Consider the following 15,011-nt stretch of genomic DNA (forward strand, 5'->3'; position numbering starts at 1 on the left):
GGCATGCCGAACCGGCGTAGACACATTGTGAGGCCATGTGTCAGAGCCATTGCGACCCCGCTGCAAGGAGAGGCGGGGAGGCGCAATTACTCGCTGAGTCCGAGCAGCATCTCTCCGCCCTCGGCACTCACCCGAACCTGGATTTCTCTCAAGATCTCGAACATGAACGCTTCCAGGTGCGGCTGGAGGCCGGCGCCGTCGATTTCTATCAACGAGTCGCCCTGCCGGATCGCCCGGGTTCGCTCTTTAATCTGTTCGATCTGCGCCTTGGTCAGTTTCTTCTGGAGCTCGAACGCCTCTTCCCTGAGCTCGTTTTCTTTCCGGATCTGCTTTTCAATGGCCATTTCCTTGAGCCCGCTGGCATCTGACAGATCGCCGAACAGGTCGGATATGGAACCGGTGGTTTCGCTGAACGCCGTGCCGATAGTTTCCGCCAGCGCTTTGACCTTCTCGGCATTGGCCTCGACTTCGGCAATGTCGAGTCTTACCTCTGCCTCAACCGTTTTGATCCGCTCGTTACTCTGGAGCTTCTCCATCTGAATCCGGAAGTTTTCGGATTCTGTAATGACTTTTTTGGTCTTCTCGGCGTTGTCGTCCATCGCGCCGGTGTTCTCGATGACTTTGCCGGTCCAGCTGTTGATCTTGCCGCTGGCCTTGTCGTAGCCGACAACGAGGGTCTTGTTATTCTCAGCGAGGTTGCGCGTCGCTTCCCCAACATCCCCCAGGGCCCCCCTGCTATCGGACATTCGTTGGTTCAAATCTTCGACGGCGGTGGTCGTGTCACGCTGCTGGCCTGTATATTCGTCCAGCTCTTCATTGAGAGCCCCTTGGGCGTTGGCGTTGTTCACCAATTCCTGAGCCCGCTTGTTCAGGGCGTCAATGTCCAATCGGGCGGCCTGTTTCGTGTTGTCGAGCGAATCCGCCAGCCGCGTGTTCATGTCGCGCAGATCCGAGGTTTCCTCCCTCAGCTCTTTCTGAGCATCGGTCAGCGGTTTCATCTGCTTCTTGATCTTCTCGATCTCGTCCGCGTTGAATTGCTCGTAGAGCCAGGCGCCAATGGACGTCCCGAAGGCGTCCTCCATCGGTTCTATCACCAGGTCGTTGATGACCTCGCCGATCGCGAAACCGCCGGTCAGGGCCACGCCAATCAACCCACCCTTGCCGAGTCCCGTTTTGCCGATCTTCTTGATGTTCTCCAGATTCCCCGCGATGGCCTTGAATCCCTGTGCACCCGCCAGCGCCGTGAGACCGGTGCCGATGGAACTCAGCCCGCCAGCGAGGGATGAGATTGCCGGCAGAACCGTGTCGATGGCCTTGGAGAGCCCGAGCAGTTCCCCCACGCTTTTCTGGGTGGCCGCGTCCAGGTCCTGGAATTCCTCGACACCCTTGCCGATCCCGGCAAACAGCGGCTCCAGCCCGCTGATGATCCCCCCGGAGACGTTCACCAGGGCGGTCAGCGTGTCCACAACCTTCTGGAGGGCGTCTTCCAGTCCCTGGACGGTGCTGAGGTCAATATCACCGAATAACGCGGTCAGAGCGCCTTCAACCTCGTCCCCGAGCCCCTCAAACGATTGGAGCAGGTCCGAGAAGTCGAGCCCCTCAAAGGCTTCCGGAAGGTTCTCCGCCACGACGTTCACCTGCTCGGCAAACGACTCCAGACCGTTTCTCAGGGCCTCGAACAGCACATTGGCGTTATCCCCCTGGATGGCGGTCCGGAACGAATCAACCAGGTTTGTGGTCGCCTGCGTGACCTGCTTCGTCTGGTCGATGTACTCCACCCCCGCTGTGGCGGCTGCCGCGTTGAAGGCACTCTGAAGCTGCTTCATGGCGAACTTCGCCGATTCTGTCTTGGTCTCGAATTCTTCCATGGCAGAGCCCGACGAATTCAGCGCCGTGTTGAGGACCTCTTCGGAACGCTCCGCACCATTGAGGATGGCCAGGAACCGGCTCATCTGTTCGGCGCCGGCGATAACCGAGGCCACCCGCTGCTTCTCGTTCTTCGTGAGGTCCTGCGTCACATCGATGAGCTCATACAGGACGTCTTTCGTGTCCCGGCGCTCGCCATTCAGCTCCAGTTGAATCCCCAGCTCGTTCTCGAGAAGCTCCTGCTGTTTCTTCGTGGGATCGATGAGGTTGGAAATGGCCGTTTTGAGTGCGTTGGCGGACTCGGAGCCCGAGCGGGTCACTTCCACCATGGGAGTGAGCAGGGCCGCTGTTTCCTCGAAGGTCAGACCGAGCGTCTCAGCAACCGGGCTGAGAATCTTGAAACCATCCCCGAGCTCCTTAACCGACGCTCCTGCCTTGTTGGAGACGCCATTCAGAACATCCAGCAAGTGAGCGGCTTCCGATGCGGGAGCATTGAACCCCGCCAGCGTGCCGATGAGAAGCTCGGATGATTGCACGGTCGTGAGATCGGCCGCGTTGACGCCGAGAAGCGACTGCTCCACCAGCGTCAGCGATTCATCGATGTCGTAGCCTGCCTGGCGAAAGTCCGCCACGCTCCCCACGATGGAATCCAGACCGACGCCGAAACGGCTGGCGAGGTTGGTGAATTCGTCCGCGTAGTCGCTGGCCTGGCCTTCGCTGTCGCCCATGACCTTCTGAAGATCGGTGAGCGCCGCTTCAAACTCCACCGCTTCCTTCGTCGCGAAAGCGGCGGCGGCCGCAGCCAGAGCCGCCAGCGCTGTGTCGAGCTTGGCAATCATGTCCGTGGCGCTCGACAGCGGCCCGGTGATGCCCCCGACCCGATCCTGAAGGCTGTCGAGGTTCCGGCCGACAGACTGGACAGCCTGGCCGGTCCGGTCCACCCCGCCGAAGATGATCTCAACGGTTTTCTGTTTGTCGGCCATGCTTGTTCTCCCGTTGCTGAGTGGCTTAACCCCTCCACTGGAGAGGTTAAGAACTCTGTGCCGCGTTTACGCGAAGTCGATCCGGACAAGTCCCCGGTAGTCGATGGGAACCGCGGCGAACTCCAGCCGGGCCTTCACGTGCATGCCATCCACTTCCCAGCCCTCGCGCTGCTCGTAGTAGGGACGGGGCGTGTCCGCCAGGTAGGCCCGGGTAATGGTGTCCACCTGAGTGGGGCTGGCTGCCAGATAGCAGACTGACTCGGACACTTCGTCCAGCCGACTATCAACAACCAGATGAAGGCTGCGAACGAAATTCGGGTTCACCGTATCGTTCGACTTCGACGGGTCCACGGTCGAAGCCAGCAGCTGTTCTGCTTCGGTCTCCCGGGAGGCGGGCACAATGAGGAACCGAGGGACGACATTGATGGGAGCCTTGCTGTTCACCCCTTTCTGTTTGCGCATCAGGGTCCGGGCGTCAGCCAGGGGCGCAACGGTCAGCCCCGACCATCCCCCTGAAGAGATGTTGCCGTGGTCCGCGTGAAACAGCGCTTTGTTGTCGTTCAGTTTCGGGTTGCCGGTCAGCACCTGGTAAACCAGATCCGCCTCTTTACGCTTCGCCGACTTGCCGAACGCCTGCGGGAGTCGGGTGAAGGCGTTGAGGTCGTCGTTAATCATGGCCTCGTAGGTCAGGGAGAAGAGCTTGCCGAACTTCTCGATTCGGAAGGTCATGCCGTCGTCGGAGAAGTAGCCGTGTTTGTACTCCGCACCCTCCTTGATGGGGTCGAGGTCTGGGGCCTCGCTCAGCTGGACCAGGCTCTGGTCTTTGAAGTCAGGTACCTCAACATCACCGGTCCAAACCTCATGGGAGCCGTACTCTTCTTCATACGCCTGGCGGAGCGATTTGCCGGCCGCGTTCCCGAGCAAGGAGGCAAAGTCGCTGGTGGACTGCATTCCAAGACCAAAGGCCCGGTCAAACACCTGGCGCTTGCTCATCATGTTGGTGGAAATGCCATGTAGGTTGAGGTGTTTCTCAGCCAAGCCCGCCAGCGGGAGCCCTGCCAGTTCCCGGGCGCCGTTGGTGGGCGCTTTCACCGGTACGTTGTGGCGCATCAGAATGGCGTCTGCCGCCTCGTTCATGAAGTTTTTCAGCTGGGTGTTTTCGTCCATTGGGATTGCTCCAGACCAGATGGGAGAGTGGTTTTTTCCGATTTCCGCCAGCAGGTGCTGACGAGCGGCTTCGGGCGTCGTCATGCCGGCCTGAATGAGGCTGTTTGCTGTGACGCCTTTGAGACTCTCATGGTCTTTGAATAGCGCCAGCATGTTCTCGATTTCCTGACGGTTGGCCGCGTTCTTCTGGGTGGTCGTGCTGATGTGTTCCGGGACGCTGTTGAAAACCGACAGGTCTACCGAGGCCGCGATTTCCAGGGATTCGGACACCTCGTCAATGAACCCCTTTGCCAGCGCTTCCTCAGCGGTGAACCAGGTTTCCTCCGCCAGCATTGCGTTCACTTCGTCGTCAGGGAGGCCGGTCTTCTGCGTGTACGCCTTCGTCAGCTGCGGCTGGAACTTGTCGAGCACGTCACCGGCCTTGCGCATGTCATCGGCATTACCGGCCGCCATGCTCCAGGGGCGGTGAATCATCAGGATCGCGTTGTCAGCCATCACCGTTTTGCCGGCCATGGCCACGACCGACGCGGCGCTGGCGGCAAGGCCGTCGATGTGGGACACCACGTCGTCCAGCTCCTGGAGCGCGTTGAACATGCCCAGGGCGTGGGCCACGTCACCACCCGGGGAGTTGATCCGGACGTGCACGGTCTGACTGAGGTCGAGCGTTTTCAGCGTGTCGATGAAGCGTTTTGCGGATACGTCCAGTTCACCGATCTCGCCATAGATATAGATCTCGTTCTTGTCGAGAATGGCTTTGATATTTCGAGCCATGGCTGGTTCTCCTTTCGGGACTTTCTGTGAGGTTAGTGAGCCCTTCCGGGGTCTGAAATACCCGGCATTTCGTCGCAATGCTGGGTCACCTGAAGCCGTCGCCGTTGATGATTTCCAGGGCACGACGCCACCCAATCGCCAGCGCCGGATCACCCCCGCCGTCGATGCAGACGTTCCGCAATTTGATGAGCGCAATGGTGGCCTGGTGGTCTTTGACGTTCGGCACGGCATCGGCCATCGAGTCGGCAATAATGCCGGCGGCTTTGGTCTTGCCGACGTGCTTCAGCAGGTGGCCGGCTGCCTCTTTGATGAGCTGATCCCGCTGGCGGGTCCGCCACACATAGCAGGGCTTCTCCCGGGCCTGACCGGGGCCAACGGCAAGCCCCAGAGCCTCGTCGAGCGTCCGGGCCGTGCCGGATCGATAGGCCTTCAGTCCCGACAGGTACCAGGACTTCAGAGGCGCGGGCGGTTCTTCGTCTCGTTCCAGGTGGTCGATGAGCTGGAGGAATGCGTCTGGTGGTGTGATGTTCATAGCGCATTCCCCAAAACCCGGGTAGCCATGAAAGGCACCACAAAGTTTTTGCAGTCAGACCCGCGTTGGGTGTGCGCCCTGATATTCCGTATGGAAGAACGGGCCGGTGGCCCTTGGTAAATTATAAAGGTGTACACATAGTGACTACTGAAAGGCCTCAAAATGGCCTGACAGATACACATAGTGACTACATTAGGGGGGCCGCCAACCCTTTCAGCCCGTTTGGTAGTCGATATATGACTACATTGATACACATAGCGACTACCGTTTTTGTTTTTGGCGGGTAGGCGCTGGCGTTGAGGTTTCACGGTGAAGTCACCGTTACAACCGTTACAGATACCGTTACCAGTGCTCATGACATCAGCCCTCGTAATCTTTGAATCGGTTGCTCGGGGTATTGGTTGGGCCCACATCGAGCTTCCCCCGGCACTCGTCGATTGCTTCCCAGGTCAGCGCGTAGAGCGTGCATCGGTGCCGACCGCCTTCGCGGGTCTCCTGAATCAGGCCCACTTCCAGAAGGCCCTTCAGGGCCTTGCTGAGCGTGCCGGGGGATTTCCAGCCGCGTTCCTTCATCACTGACCAGGCCGCGCAAAGATCGCCGTTGTTCTTGCCGTTGAATTGCCCGCCTATATCCACCAGAAGCTTCACTTCCCAGCCTCCGAGCGAGCGATAGGCCGGACTCCCCAGAACGTCCTTGGGGAGCCCGAGAAACGGCCGTTTGCTCCGGCGTCCCTTCTGCCGGGCTCTCCGATCCTTTGCCATGGATCACCCCGCCAGCGATGCCCGGAGCAGCGATAGCGCCAGCGGCCGTGAACTCTCATCGATGAAGTAGATGCCCGGGCGGCACACCTGGCCGTCCGCGTTGGTAAAGCGACGCCGGCAACACAAGATGTTGAGGCCGCGCTGGCGGAGGTCCGCGATGTAGGCGGGCCCGTTGCTGACCGGGCCGGCCCTGTCGATTTGCTCGCGGGTCTGCGGACCGTTCAGCAGGGCCTTCAATATCCGGGCGTGACGGCTTGCCAGCGGTCGGATCTGAGGGGTATTCTTCTTGGCGGTAGTGCTGGTTTGAGCCCCTGTTTGGTTGGCGCCTTCGGGGGCTTTCTCTTGATCTATCATCGCTTCCCTCCCCGCATGTCGATGTAGTGGAACAGCTCGTTCACAGCGACGGCCTTACACCCGGAGATCCGTTCAATCTGCAATTCCCCGAGAGTCACGGCGTCCTGGACTTCTTGAGATGGGATGTTGAGCGTTCTGGGAACCTCGCTGAGGGCGAGGTACTGGCGTCGGTTCCGGAAGAACCAGCCAGGTCTGACCGGGCGCTGGGCTTTCATGCAGCACCCCCGTTTCGGTTCTCCCAGGCAATGATGTCCGAGAGTTTCCAGCGGGTGCAGTTATCTCCAAGCTTGATTGGGGCGGGGTACTTCCCTTCTCGAACCCAGCGCCACGGCGTGATTCTTGAGACGCCGTATCGAGCGGCAAGATTCTTGTCGGAAAGATACTTCTCGTCTGATAGTTGAGTCATGGTGTGGCCTCGCGTGTTTTGCTGTGTCACGAGCCACGTTATTCAGGAGGGTTAGGGAATGCTTTCTTAGAAGATGCTGAAACGGCAAAGAAACCGTTTTTTCAAGAAGATGCAGGGGCGCTTACTCGGAATGCCGTAATGTGCCGTGAATATCGCCGCAGTCAGGCAAGCGCGAACCCGTTTTAATCTGAATCCGGCCAGCATCGGTTATTAAGGTAGTGATAGGAAAGGTTTTTAAGTATTCGTAGTACCATTCTCGGAGCTTTTCCATCGAAACCGCGTACTCACCTGCGACGTGACTCAGTGCTTCCATAACCGGCACAGGGTTCTCTCTTTCCCTCAGACTCAAGACTTGTCGGATTGCCGGCGGCTTGATGTTGGCTTCTCGCTTCAAGTCATGAATTCGGCGTCCTTTGTGCGGGGCAGCGAATATTTCGTTCCAGTTTCGCACCTCGAACGACTTAATCTTGCTAGATGCATCTTGCACGGCATCGACACACCAGGGAGGCATAGGCAAACCCTGTTCACCGCACATAGAGAGCGCTTCAAACAGAGCCTTTGAATCACCTTCCTGCCAGCGCTTCTCAAGCGGAGGCAGCCAGTTTTTCCACACTGACCATTGATGGGCTGGCGAGTCATCGCAGACCCCTGAGCGAACACATTCCTCACCTATTTCGATTGCTTCTTCCAGCGACCAGCTTTCTAGGCTTTCCATAGCCTCTTGCAAGTAGCCGTATGGTTTGCCACTCATGGGCTGCCCCCACCAATTGGCACGATTTTATCAGTGTCCGCCAGCGGCTGCCTTTCGTAGCAAAACCGCTCCCAATCCCCCATCATCAGGCGGCGCTTCTCAATCAGCTCTGAGCGAGCGTAGGCGGCCCGTGTCGCGTCGTCGTTGACGTGGGCCAGGGCCAGTTCGGAAACCTCGTCTGCATAGGCTGTGTTCTCCCGTGCCCAGTCCTTGAAGGTGGACCGGAAACCGTGGACTGTATATGGGGCGTCCATGCGCTTCATCACGGCTGACAGGAAGTTGTTCGATGGAATCTGGCCTTTCGGGCCCGGGAACACCGGCTCGGTGCCCTCCCCTGGCCCGATGGCTTCGAGAATCTCAACCGCCCGACTGCACAGGGGAACACGATGGACCTTCTCTGACTTCATCAGCTCGGCCGGTATGGTCCAGATTCGGGCAACCAGGTCCACGTCTCCCCATACGATCCCCCGCTTACCAATTCGCTTGTCACCGATGACTTCGTTCGTCCTTGCAGCGGTCAGAATCAGAAACTCCAGGGCCTTCGCTGCCGTCCCCTTCCGTGCGGAAAGTTGCTGCATGAACTCTGACAACTGACTGAGAGGCATTGCCTTGTGATGCCCCTTCTTCTTGATCTTCTCCGGGGATGGGTAAACCTCATCGAGGTAGCCTTGCCAACGGGCGGGATTGTCATTGGAGCGGTATCCGTGGATTGCGCACCAGCCCAGGATGTTCTCGAGCCGGGCCCGGACTCGGTTGGCCGTTTCGGTCTTGCTTTCCCATATCGGATCAAGAACCGCCTTGATGTGGGCCAGCTCGATTTCTCTGACCGGAGTCGCACCGATGCGCGGGACCGCGTAGGTCTTCAGGCTGTTCCGCCACTGTTGGGCCTGGCGGGGATTTCGGAACTCCTTCGCCTTCATGTCGATGTACTGCTCCATGGCCTGTTCAAAGCTCATGGTGCTGAGCTGAGCGGCGACAAGAGCACGCTTGGCGGCCCGCTTCTCTTCTACTGGATCCGCACCCGCCCGAATCTGCTCTTTCAACTCCCTCGCTTTATCTCTCGCCTGAGCCAAAGACACTTCGGGGAAAGGACCCAGGCCAATATCGGGCCGCCGCTTGCCGACCTTGGTCCGGAGAATCCATTGCCTCGCGCCGCTGGGCGTCACCTTCAGCAGCAGGCCAGAGACTCCGCCCACGGGGTGGCGGGACTCCATAGGCTCCCCCGTTTCAGGATTAACCCGACAGGTGAGGCGTTTCACCTCAATCGCGGAAAGCTCTTTGGCAACTCTCGGCATCCTTTGGCCCACATCCTGGCACACATAAAATGTTGTTATTCGATGCTACAAGGTGCTATCGTAGGTTACAAGCGTTTCAGGTATGTTCCTGTTTTTGGATGGATAACGCTGGCACGAAGGTTGGAAAATCAGGTGGTTATGGTGCTTTTTGACGGACTGGCCCACCGCCATTTCTTTATATCGTCCTCTTTTCGCCCCTGCCTCTTGAACGGCTGAGCGCTTCAGGTGTTCACCCTCTGATGATAAAGAGCCTTATTTTTTATTCCGTCGGGAACGCAATCCCATTGATTCCTGTCGAAACGACATTATGATTGAGAGTATCAGGGAATCGCTGAAAGCGGCTTCCCCAATTGATTTCCGGGATTTCCTGAAAGACTGACACCAGTATTGGAGACAACGATGGTAGACAGACGGTTTGACATCCAGCAGGGCCATAATCAGGCCGCTGTGCAGGCAGGACGCCAGACGGGTACGGGCATCGACGCCAATGCCATGAAGGTGTTGCGCAACACGTATTCCCTTTTGGCGATGACACTGCTGTTCAGTGCTGCCATGGCGGGGGTTTCCATGGCCATGGGCGTTGGTCACGGCATCAGCCTCATGTGCAGTCTGGGCGCTCTCGGCCTCATCTGGCTGGTACTGCCCCGGACAGCCAACAGCTCAGCCGGCATCGCTGTGGTGTTCGCCTTCACCGGGCTTCTCGGCTTCGGGCTTGGGCCCATCCTGAACTACTATCTGTCCATGGCAAATGGCGGCAGCATCGTCATGCAGGCCCTTGGCGGAACCGCCGTGGTGTTTTTCGCCCTGTCCGGCTACGTACTGACCACCAAGAAGGATTTCAGCTTCCTGGGTGGCATGCTGATGGCCGGCATGGTCGTTGTGATTGTCGGGATGCTGGGCATGTTTGTCGCAAGCCTGTTCGGCGTGGACGTCAGTGCTTTCAGCCTGGCGCTCAGCGGGGCGATCGTCCTGCTGATGTCCGGCTTCATCCTGTTCGACACCAGTCGGATCATCAATGGCGGTGAAACCAACTACATCATGGCCACCACGGGCCTGTACCTGAGCATCTACAACCTGTTCGTCAGCCTGCTGCACATTCTCGGTGCATTCGCCGGCGACGACTGAGCGACTGTCAACGCATGACGGTAAGAAACCCCGGCCTCGCCGGGGTTTTTTCTGATGTCCCACAAACCGCTGGAACCCCATGACGGCACAGCCTGCCACCGCCCGCTTTACACTCGTGATCTCCGGTGCGCCCTACACCAGCCAGGCACCGCAATCCGCCCTGCGTTTTGCCGAAGCGGTCCTCTCTGCCGGGCACGCCATTGAACGGGTGTTTCTGTACGGAGACGGTGTCCACCTCGCATCTTCCTATGCCGCGCCGCCGAGCGACGAGCCGGACTGGCCTGAGATGTGGGCGGAATTTCTGCAACAGCACCGTATTGCCGCCACCTGCTGCGTCGCCTCAGCGCTTCGGCGCGGCCTGCTGGATCACACTGAGGCCAGGCGTTACCAGCGACCGGGGGTCAATGTCCGCTCGTGCTACACCGTGGCAGGACTGGGCGACTGGCTTGAGGCAGAGCAGGCCGCAGACCGGACGCTCTATTTCAAGGATGGAGGCGGCTGATGCAGTATCTGTTTGTCTTTGATCGGGCGCCGTACGGGAGCTGGAAAGACCGGGAGCTTCTGGACATGGCGTTCTCGGCCGCCGCCTTCGATCAGAGTGTGGGACTCTATTTCACACGGGATGGCGTCAACTGGCTGCGGGACGACCAGGCACCGTCCGTGATCGATCAGAAGTCGGTGGCACGACACCTTGGCGCCGCCGAACTGTTTGGCCTGGAAGGGCTGTTCGCCGATCAGGACAGTCTCGATCGCTTTGGCCTGGACGAGGCATCCATAACGCTGCCCGTGTCCGTGGTCACTGACCTGACCGCCCTGGAATCCAACGAAACCCGGATCATTCGTCTGTAATGGCTTCACTGCATGTCATCAACGTCTCCCCGGACCATCCGCGTCTGTCGGAATGCCTGGGATACCTTCGTCACGGCGATACGCTGCTCCTGACCGAGGACGCGGTGATGGCACTGGCGGATCAGCGCATCGACTGGCCTGCCGGGATCACGCTGCGAGCTCTCAGCCCAGACCTGGCCGCACGCGGCCTTGACCCGGGGCGCTTGTCTGTCGACGCCACGCCGGTCAGCTATGGGGAATTTGTTACCCTGACACTTGAGTCCAACAAGGTGATTTGCTGGTAATGACGACACAGCCTCAACGAAACAACGAAGGGTTCCTGGAAAATCCCCACGAGTGGCGCCCCGACGTTGCCGAGGAAATTGCTGCGGAAGCCGGGATCGACCTGACGGAAAATCACTGGGAGATCATCTACTTGCTTCGTGATTTTTACACTGAGCATGAGATGGCACCACCGGCCCCACGCTTCTTCGTGAAAGCCGTCAAGCAATCTCTCGGCGCCGACAAGGGTAACAGCATCTACCTGATGCAGCTGTTCCCGGGAAGCAGTGCCCTGAAGGTTGCGAGCCGCATTGCCGGACTGCCCCGCCCGGCGAACTGCCTGTAGACGCCGGGCGATCGCCTGAAACGAGAGAACCACTATGGCCACTGAACACGACGAACTGCCCCAACCTTTTGCCGGCGAACATCCGTTTGCTCCGTACGTCCGCATCCTCGGGCGTGGACGTCACGGCTCCCGCTCGCTCTCCCGTGCCGAAGCACGCCACGCGATGGGGATGATTTTGCGCGATGAGGTGGATCCGGTTCAGCTTGGTGCATTCCTGATGCTGATGCGCGTCAAGGAAGAGTCCCCGGACGAGCTGACTGGGTTTATTGAGGCCGTCCGTGAGCAGGCCGAGCCGCCAGAGGGGCTGTCTGTCGATATCGACTGGTCTTCCTATGCGGGAAAGCGACGCCATGCGCCGTGGTTCTTCTTCTCCGTACTGCTTCTCGCCGAGGCCGGATTCCGAGTATTCATTCACGGTGCCGAGGGCCATACTCCGTCTCGGACCTACCTGACCGGCGTTATGGCGGATTTTGGCTTTGACACCGCCGAAAACTGGTCATCCGTCTCCAGGGAGCTCGACGAGCAGGGGTTCAGCTACCTACCTCTGTCACGCTTTGCTAAACGCCTGGCGGAGCTGATCGAACTGAGGCCCATTCTGGGGCTGCGTTCACCGGTGCATTCCCTGTCCCGACTGATTAACCCGTTGGACGCACCTCTGGTGATGCAGGGAATCTTCCACCGGCCCTATTCCGGTCTGCACCAGGCCGCTGGTGAGAATCTGCGATACCCCCGGGTGGCGGTGATTCGTGGTGAAGGCGGAGAGATTGAGCGGGCGCCTGACAAGCCGCTCCGAGTGTACCGTGCCTGGTCGAACGGCAGCGATTCGGGAGCCGACGAAGAGCGCTGGCCGCCCTTTTTCGAACGACGTCAACCCGTTCCGGAAGCGATTCGAACCGAGGAAATGCTGGCTGTCTGGCGGGGGGACGCGTCTGACGAGTATGGCGAAGCGGCGCTGGTCTCGACCACTGCTCTCGCCCTCTACGAAGCAGGGCGATGTGACTCGCAGTCCGAGGCCCTGGAGCTGGCAAGCGCTCTGTGGGCCGGACGTGACCGGGCCCGGTTTGACTCAGCGCCTGTCGCGGCCTGACCCGTCTCGCGCACTGGTCTCCACCTCGCCAAGGAACGCGCTTAACCCGTTCTCCATCAGGCCAGAGCCAAAACGCATCAGGTTCCGGGTTGATTCGCGAACGGTATTCTCTGGGAGGTCCTGCAGGGACTGGCGGAACCCTTCGCGAACGCCCCCCGACACACGATCCGGCATGGCATCGGCCGCTTCCTGCAATTCGCGAACTTTCTGGTTCAGATAGGGTCTCAGCACCCACCGGAAAAACCCAAAGAGCACCGCCGCCGTGGTGCCGCCAACGGCGATGATCGTGATCAACAGTTCCTGCCAGAACGCCATGGCGCCCTCCTTTCCTGACGAATGGCCATCAGACCAGCATAAAGGCCATCTGACCAGCTCCGGCCAACGCGCCAAAGAGGCCGCCGACCAACATGAGAGACAGCTCTTCCTCACGAAACGCGGGACGAAGAATGTCCTGAAACTCCGCCGGCGCCAGACGCTTCATCTGCGCAGACAGAACCGAAGCCACAACGGGAGCCCGCTCCCGATTGAATGTGGGATCGTGAAATACCTCGTTCGTGGCGGACGCCGCCTTCTGATTGATGGCTTTCTTGATATCGGTGTAGCCCGTCATGCCAACGGCCACCTGGGTACTCAGCTTCATGACCATGGAATGATCCAGCAGCGGGCGCAGGTGCTTCTGGATAATGGCGCGGGTCCGGGCGCCCTCTGAGCCATTCACCATGGCATCGGCGACTTTTTCGACCGTTAAAAGCTCTTCCGCCACCAATCGGCTCCACACCTCACTGATCTCCTCCTGGCGTCTCAGAAACAGCCCCTGAAGGCGCCAGAAAAAAATCCGTTTCGGGTTCAAGGGGCGAAATATCAGGTTGATGGCCAGCCAGTTGGTAATAAATCCAACAAAAAAGCCACCGATCGGCAGCGCCCAGAGGACCGGCCATTCGCTCCAGGCCGGAACCATTGCAGCACCCAGCAGCCCCCCGATGATGGCCCCTTTGTTGATCACCGACTTGAGCTCAACCTGGCCAGCCTGCTGGAAAATGCGATTCATCAGATCCGGGTGGTGCTTGAGCTCCCGGCTGAGTAGCGCCTTCAGGTCCACCAGGTCGCTCAGATCATCACCAAAGTCCTCAACAAGCGCCTCAACCCGGTCAGGGAGCTGGTCCGCTGCCCAACGGTAGATACGCTGACGCACGAACAGTGGCAGGTTGTCCCAGAGGACGGGCTGAACCTCATACATGATCTCGTCCACGTACTCATCGATGCGAGGAGTCACCTGGTTGAGCACATGCTGCACGATCCGTTGGGGTTCCAGTTTGTTATACACCACCGCCAGGTCGCCGAACTGCTGAAGGGTTCGATCAATACAAATGTGCGCCATTTTCTCGGCTTTGCGGGGAATCACGCCCTGCCAGCCCAGCCCCGGTGCAATCCCGAAATACCGGACCGGGTAAAAAGACATCTTGATCGCCAGCCAGTTTGTAAACCAACCCACGAATGCGGCGACTGCCGGTAATGACCAGAGGGCAGCGTCGTTAAACATAGAACCCCGGTAGAAAAGCCCATAAAAAACCGCTACCCGAACATGGCCGGTAGCGGCTGATGATTCATACTACAGTATCATGACGGACTGTCATGGGCGGGACATTGGCCCTCCCGCCGGGAAGTTACGGACACACCAGTTCGTTGCCCGCCATTATTTGTAGTAGGCGTTTTCCCGGTAACTGTGGTCGGTGACGTCCTGAACGCTGGTCAGCTCCGGAATCCGGTCCGTCAGGGTGCTCTCGACCCCCTGCTTCAGCGTCAGGCTGACCGCACTGCAGCCCTGACACCCCCCGCCGAAGCGAAGGACGGCGACGGATTCGTCAACAACGTCCACAAGAGACACTTCGCCGCCATGGGAGGCCAGGCTCGGATTGATCTCCGAGGCCAGGATATAGTTGATCCGATCAGGCAGCGGTGCGTCGTCATCAATATTGGGAACCTTGGCGTTCGGCGCCTTGATCGTCAGCTGCCCGCCCATCCGGTCTTCGGAAAAATCAACGTAGGCCTCCTCCAGGAACGGCACGGAACTGTGATCGAGGAACAGCGTGAATTTCCCCAGATCAATCTGTTCGTCTGTCGGCACGACTTCATTGGGCGGGCAATAGGCCAGACAGGTTTCCGCGTGCTTGGTCCCGGGCTGCGTTACGAATATACGGACTCCCATGCCCTCGACATCCTGCTTGCCGATCAATTGAGCCAGATAATCCCGGGCGGAATCCGTTACGGTCACGTTTGCCATCAATTCACCCTGTTTCGAAGTTTCCCCTAGTTTAAGGCTTCCGCTCGGCGCATAAAAGACCCAGTGTTTTACTCGGATTTATCAGGGCCATGGTCAGGGCCAAGGATAGCAACGACGGAATGGTCCAATTTTGCTATCATTCCGCGCCCTGATACCAGCACAACCAACCCGGACA

Annotated in this window: 18 protein-coding genes; 6 read left to right on the plus strand and 12 right to left on the minus strand. The window is 59.0% G+C overall.

Annotation, left to right across the window (positions count from 1 at the left end; all coding sequences use genetic code 11):
• Window positions 1-86: 86 nt before the first annotated feature.
• The 9 genes from C8D92_RS03735 to C8D92_RS03770 form a co-directional block, all read right to left on the minus strand.
• Window positions 87-2,849 (minus strand): phage tail tape measure protein, encoded by a 2,763-nt coding sequence (locus tag C8D92_RS03735; protein ID WP_116918431.1) that lies wholly within the window; start codon window positions 2,847-2,849, stop codon window positions 87-89.
• A 66-nt stretch (window positions 2,850-2,915) separates the two neighbouring features.
• Complete coding sequence (locus C8D92_RS03740) at window positions 2,916-4,787, minus strand: head maturation protease, ClpP-related (RefSeq protein ID WP_158222381.1); 1,872 nt, start codon at window positions 4,785-4,787, stop codon at window positions 2,916-2,918.
• A gap of 85 nt (window positions 4,788-4,872) precedes the next feature.
• A complete protein-coding gene (locus tag C8D92_RS15645) occupies window positions 4,873-5,319 on the minus strand; it encodes a hypothetical protein (protein WP_158222382.1) in 447 nt (148 codons plus the stop codon).
• A 360-nt stretch (window positions 5,320-5,679) separates the two neighbouring features.
• Window positions 5,680-6,081 (minus strand): helix-turn-helix domain-containing protein, encoded by a 402-nt coding sequence (locus tag C8D92_RS03745; RefSeq protein WP_095611740.1) that lies wholly within the window; start codon window positions 6,079-6,081, stop codon window positions 5,680-5,682.
• Between the two features lie 3 nt (window positions 6,082-6,084).
• Window positions 6,085-6,435: a hypothetical protein gene (locus tag C8D92_RS03750; protein ID WP_116918432.1), complete on the minus strand. Its 351-nt coding sequence runs from the start codon at window positions 6,433-6,435 to the stop codon at window positions 6,085-6,087.
• Window positions 6,432-6,650 carry a hypothetical protein gene (locus tag C8D92_RS03755; RefSeq protein ID WP_116918433.1) on the minus strand — a complete coding sequence of 73 codons (219 nt, stop codon included), beginning with the start codon at window positions 6,648-6,650 and terminating at the stop codon, window positions 6,432-6,434. The genes C8D92_RS03750 and C8D92_RS03755 overlap by 4 nt, the downstream gene beginning before the upstream one ends.
• Window positions 6,647-6,841 (minus strand): helix-turn-helix transcriptional regulator, encoded by a 195-nt coding sequence (locus C8D92_RS03760; protein ID WP_116918434.1) that lies wholly within the window; start codon window positions 6,839-6,841, stop codon window positions 6,647-6,649. Before C8D92_RS03760 ends, C8D92_RS03755 begins: the two co-directional genes overlap by 4 nt.
• A 121-nt stretch (window positions 6,842-6,962) precedes the next feature.
• A complete protein-coding gene (locus C8D92_RS03765) occupies window positions 6,963-7,592 on the minus strand; it encodes a hypothetical protein (RefSeq protein ID WP_116918435.1) in 630 nt (209 codons plus the stop codon).
• The gene (locus tag C8D92_RS03770; protein ID WP_116918436.1) at window positions 7,589-8,887 is read right to left on the minus strand and encodes a tyrosine-type recombinase/integrase; all 1,299 of its coding nucleotides are present in this window, start codon (window positions 8,885-8,887) and stop codon (window positions 7,589-7,591) included. The genes C8D92_RS03765 and C8D92_RS03770 overlap by 4 nt, the downstream gene beginning before the upstream one ends.
• Window positions 8,888-9,286: 399 nt before the next feature.
• On the opposite strand from C8D92_RS03770, the gene C8D92_RS03775 reads away from it, so the two are divergent.
• From C8D92_RS03775 to C8D92_RS03800, 6 genes are all read left to right on the plus strand, one after another.
• Window positions 9,287-10,012 carry a Bax inhibitor-1/YccA family protein gene (locus tag C8D92_RS03775; RefSeq protein WP_095610558.1) on the plus strand — a complete coding sequence of 242 codons (726 nt, stop codon included), beginning with the start codon at window positions 9,287-9,289 and terminating at the stop codon, window positions 10,010-10,012.
• Between the two features lie 79 nt (window positions 10,013-10,091).
• Window positions 10,092-10,514: a sulfurtransferase complex subunit TusD gene (tusD, locus tag C8D92_RS03780; RefSeq protein ID WP_116918437.1), complete on the plus strand. Its 423-nt coding sequence runs from the start codon at window positions 10,092-10,094 to the stop codon at window positions 10,512-10,514.
• The gene (locus tag C8D92_RS03785) at window positions 10,514-10,861 is read left to right on the plus strand and encodes a DsrE family protein (protein ID WP_095610556.1); all 348 of its coding nucleotides are present in this window, start codon (window positions 10,514-10,516) and stop codon (window positions 10,859-10,861) included. Before tusD ends, C8D92_RS03785 begins: the two co-directional genes overlap by 1 nt.
• A complete protein-coding gene (tusB, locus tag C8D92_RS03790) occupies window positions 10,861-11,145 on the plus strand; it encodes a sulfurtransferase complex subunit TusB (protein WP_116918438.1) in 285 nt (94 codons plus the stop codon). Before C8D92_RS03785 ends, tusB begins: the two co-directional genes overlap by 1 nt.
• Window positions 11,145-11,468, plus strand: a complete 324-nt coding sequence (locus tag C8D92_RS03795) for a TusE/DsrC/DsvC family sulfur relay protein (protein WP_116918439.1) — start codon at window positions 11,145-11,147, stop codon at window positions 11,466-11,468. Before tusB ends, C8D92_RS03795 begins: the two co-directional genes overlap by 1 nt.
• Window positions 11,469-11,502: 34 nt before the next feature.
• On the plus strand, window positions 11,503-12,555 hold the full coding sequence (locus C8D92_RS03800; protein WP_095610553.1) for a glycosyl transferase family protein: 1,053 nt from the start codon (window positions 11,503-11,505) through the stop codon (window positions 12,553-12,555).
• Here C8D92_RS03800 and C8D92_RS03805 read toward each other — a convergent pair.
• The 3 genes from C8D92_RS03805 to nfuA all read right to left on the minus strand — a co-directional run bounded on the left by C8D92_RS03805 (window position 12,535) and on the right by nfuA (window position 14,836).
• The gene (locus C8D92_RS03805) at window positions 12,535-12,870 is read right to left on the minus strand and encodes a hypothetical protein (protein WP_095610552.1); all 336 of its coding nucleotides are present in this window, start codon (window positions 12,868-12,870) and stop codon (window positions 12,535-12,537) included. The two genes, C8D92_RS03800 and C8D92_RS03805, sit on opposite strands and share 21 nt — an antisense overlap.
• Before the next feature lie 28 nt (window positions 12,871-12,898).
• Entirely contained in the window at window positions 12,899-14,095 is a 1,197-nt protein-coding gene (locus tag C8D92_RS03810) for a DUF445 domain-containing protein (RefSeq protein WP_116918440.1), read from the minus strand.
• A gap of 153 nt (window positions 14,096-14,248) precedes the next feature.
• The gene (nfuA, locus tag C8D92_RS03815; protein ID WP_095610550.1) at window positions 14,249-14,836 is read right to left on the minus strand and encodes a Fe-S biogenesis protein NfuA; all 588 of its coding nucleotides are present in this window, start codon (window positions 14,834-14,836) and stop codon (window positions 14,249-14,251) included.
• Between the last annotated feature and the right edge of the window lie 175 nt (window positions 14,837-15,011).

The sequence above is a fragment of the Tamilnaduibacter salinus genome (assembly GCF_003096655.1).
Taxonomy (GTDB): Bacteria; Pseudomonadota; Gammaproteobacteria; order Pseudomonadales; family Oleiphilaceae; genus Tamilnaduibacter; species Tamilnaduibacter salinus.

Bases quoted from the DNA above. Each gene is read 5' to 3' on its own strand.
- C8D92_RS03795 (WP_116918439.1), top strand. From the start codon at position 11,145: ATGACGACACAGCCTCAACGAAACAACGAAGGGTTCCTGGAAAATCCC.
- C8D92_RS03755 (WP_116918433.1), bottom strand. From the start codon at position 6,650: ATGAAAGCCCAGCGCCCGGTCAGACCTGGCTGGTTCTTCCGGAACCGA.
- C8D92_RS03760 (WP_116918434.1), bottom strand. From the start codon at position 6,841: ATGACTCAACTATCAGACGAGAAGTATCTTTCCGACAAGAATCTTGCC.
- C8D92_RS03745 (WP_095611740.1), bottom strand. From the start codon at position 6,081: ATGGCAAAGGATCGGAGAGCCCGGCAGAAGGGACGCCGGAGCAAACGG.
- C8D92_RS03800 (WP_095610553.1), top strand. From the start codon at position 11,503: ATGGCCACTGAACACGACGAACTGCCCCAACCTTTTGCCGGCGAACAT.
- C8D92_RS15645 (WP_158222382.1), bottom strand. From the start codon at position 5,319: ATGAACATCACACCACCAGACGCATTCCTCCAGCTCATCGACCACCTG.
- C8D92_RS03735 (WP_116918431.1), bottom strand. From the start codon at position 2,849: ATGGCCGACAAACAGAAAACCGTTGAGATCATCTTCGGCGGGGTGGAC.
- C8D92_RS03775 (WP_095610558.1), top strand. From the start codon at position 9,287: ATGGTAGACAGACGGTTTGACATCCAGCAGGGCCATAATCAGGCCGCT.
- C8D92_RS03770 (WP_116918436.1), bottom strand. From the start codon at position 8,887: ATGCCGAGAGTTGCCAAAGAGCTTTCCGCGATTGAGGTGAAACGCCTC.
- C8D92_RS03765 (WP_116918435.1), bottom strand. From the start codon at position 7,592: ATGAGTGGCAAACCATACGGCTACTTGCAAGAGGCTATGGAAAGCCTA.
- C8D92_RS03750 (WP_116918432.1), bottom strand. From the start codon at position 6,435: ATGATAGATCAAGAGAAAGCCCCCGAAGGCGCCAACCAAACAGGGGCT.
- tusD (WP_116918437.1), top strand. From the start codon at position 10,092: ATGACGGCACAGCCTGCCACCGCCCGCTTTACACTCGTGATCTCCGGT.
- C8D92_RS03805 (WP_095610552.1), bottom strand. From the start codon at position 12,870: ATGGCGTTCTGGCAGGAACTGTTGATCACGATCATCGCCGTTGGCGGC.
- tusB (WP_116918438.1), top strand. From the start codon at position 10,861: ATGGCTTCACTGCATGTCATCAACGTCTCCCCGGACCATCCGCGTCTG.
- C8D92_RS03740 (WP_158222381.1), bottom strand. From the start codon at position 4,787: ATGGCTCGAAATATCAAAGCCATTCTCGACAAGAACGAGATCTATATC.
- nfuA (WP_095610550.1), bottom strand. From the start codon at position 14,836: ATGGCAAACGTGACCGTAACGGATTCCGCCCGGGATTATCTGGCTCAA.
- C8D92_RS03785 (WP_095610556.1), top strand. From the start codon at position 10,514: ATGCAGTATCTGTTTGTCTTTGATCGGGCGCCGTACGGGAGCTGGAAA.
- C8D92_RS03810 (WP_116918440.1), bottom strand. From the start codon at position 14,095: ATGTTTAACGACGCTGCCCTCTGGTCATTACCGGCAGTCGCCGCATTC.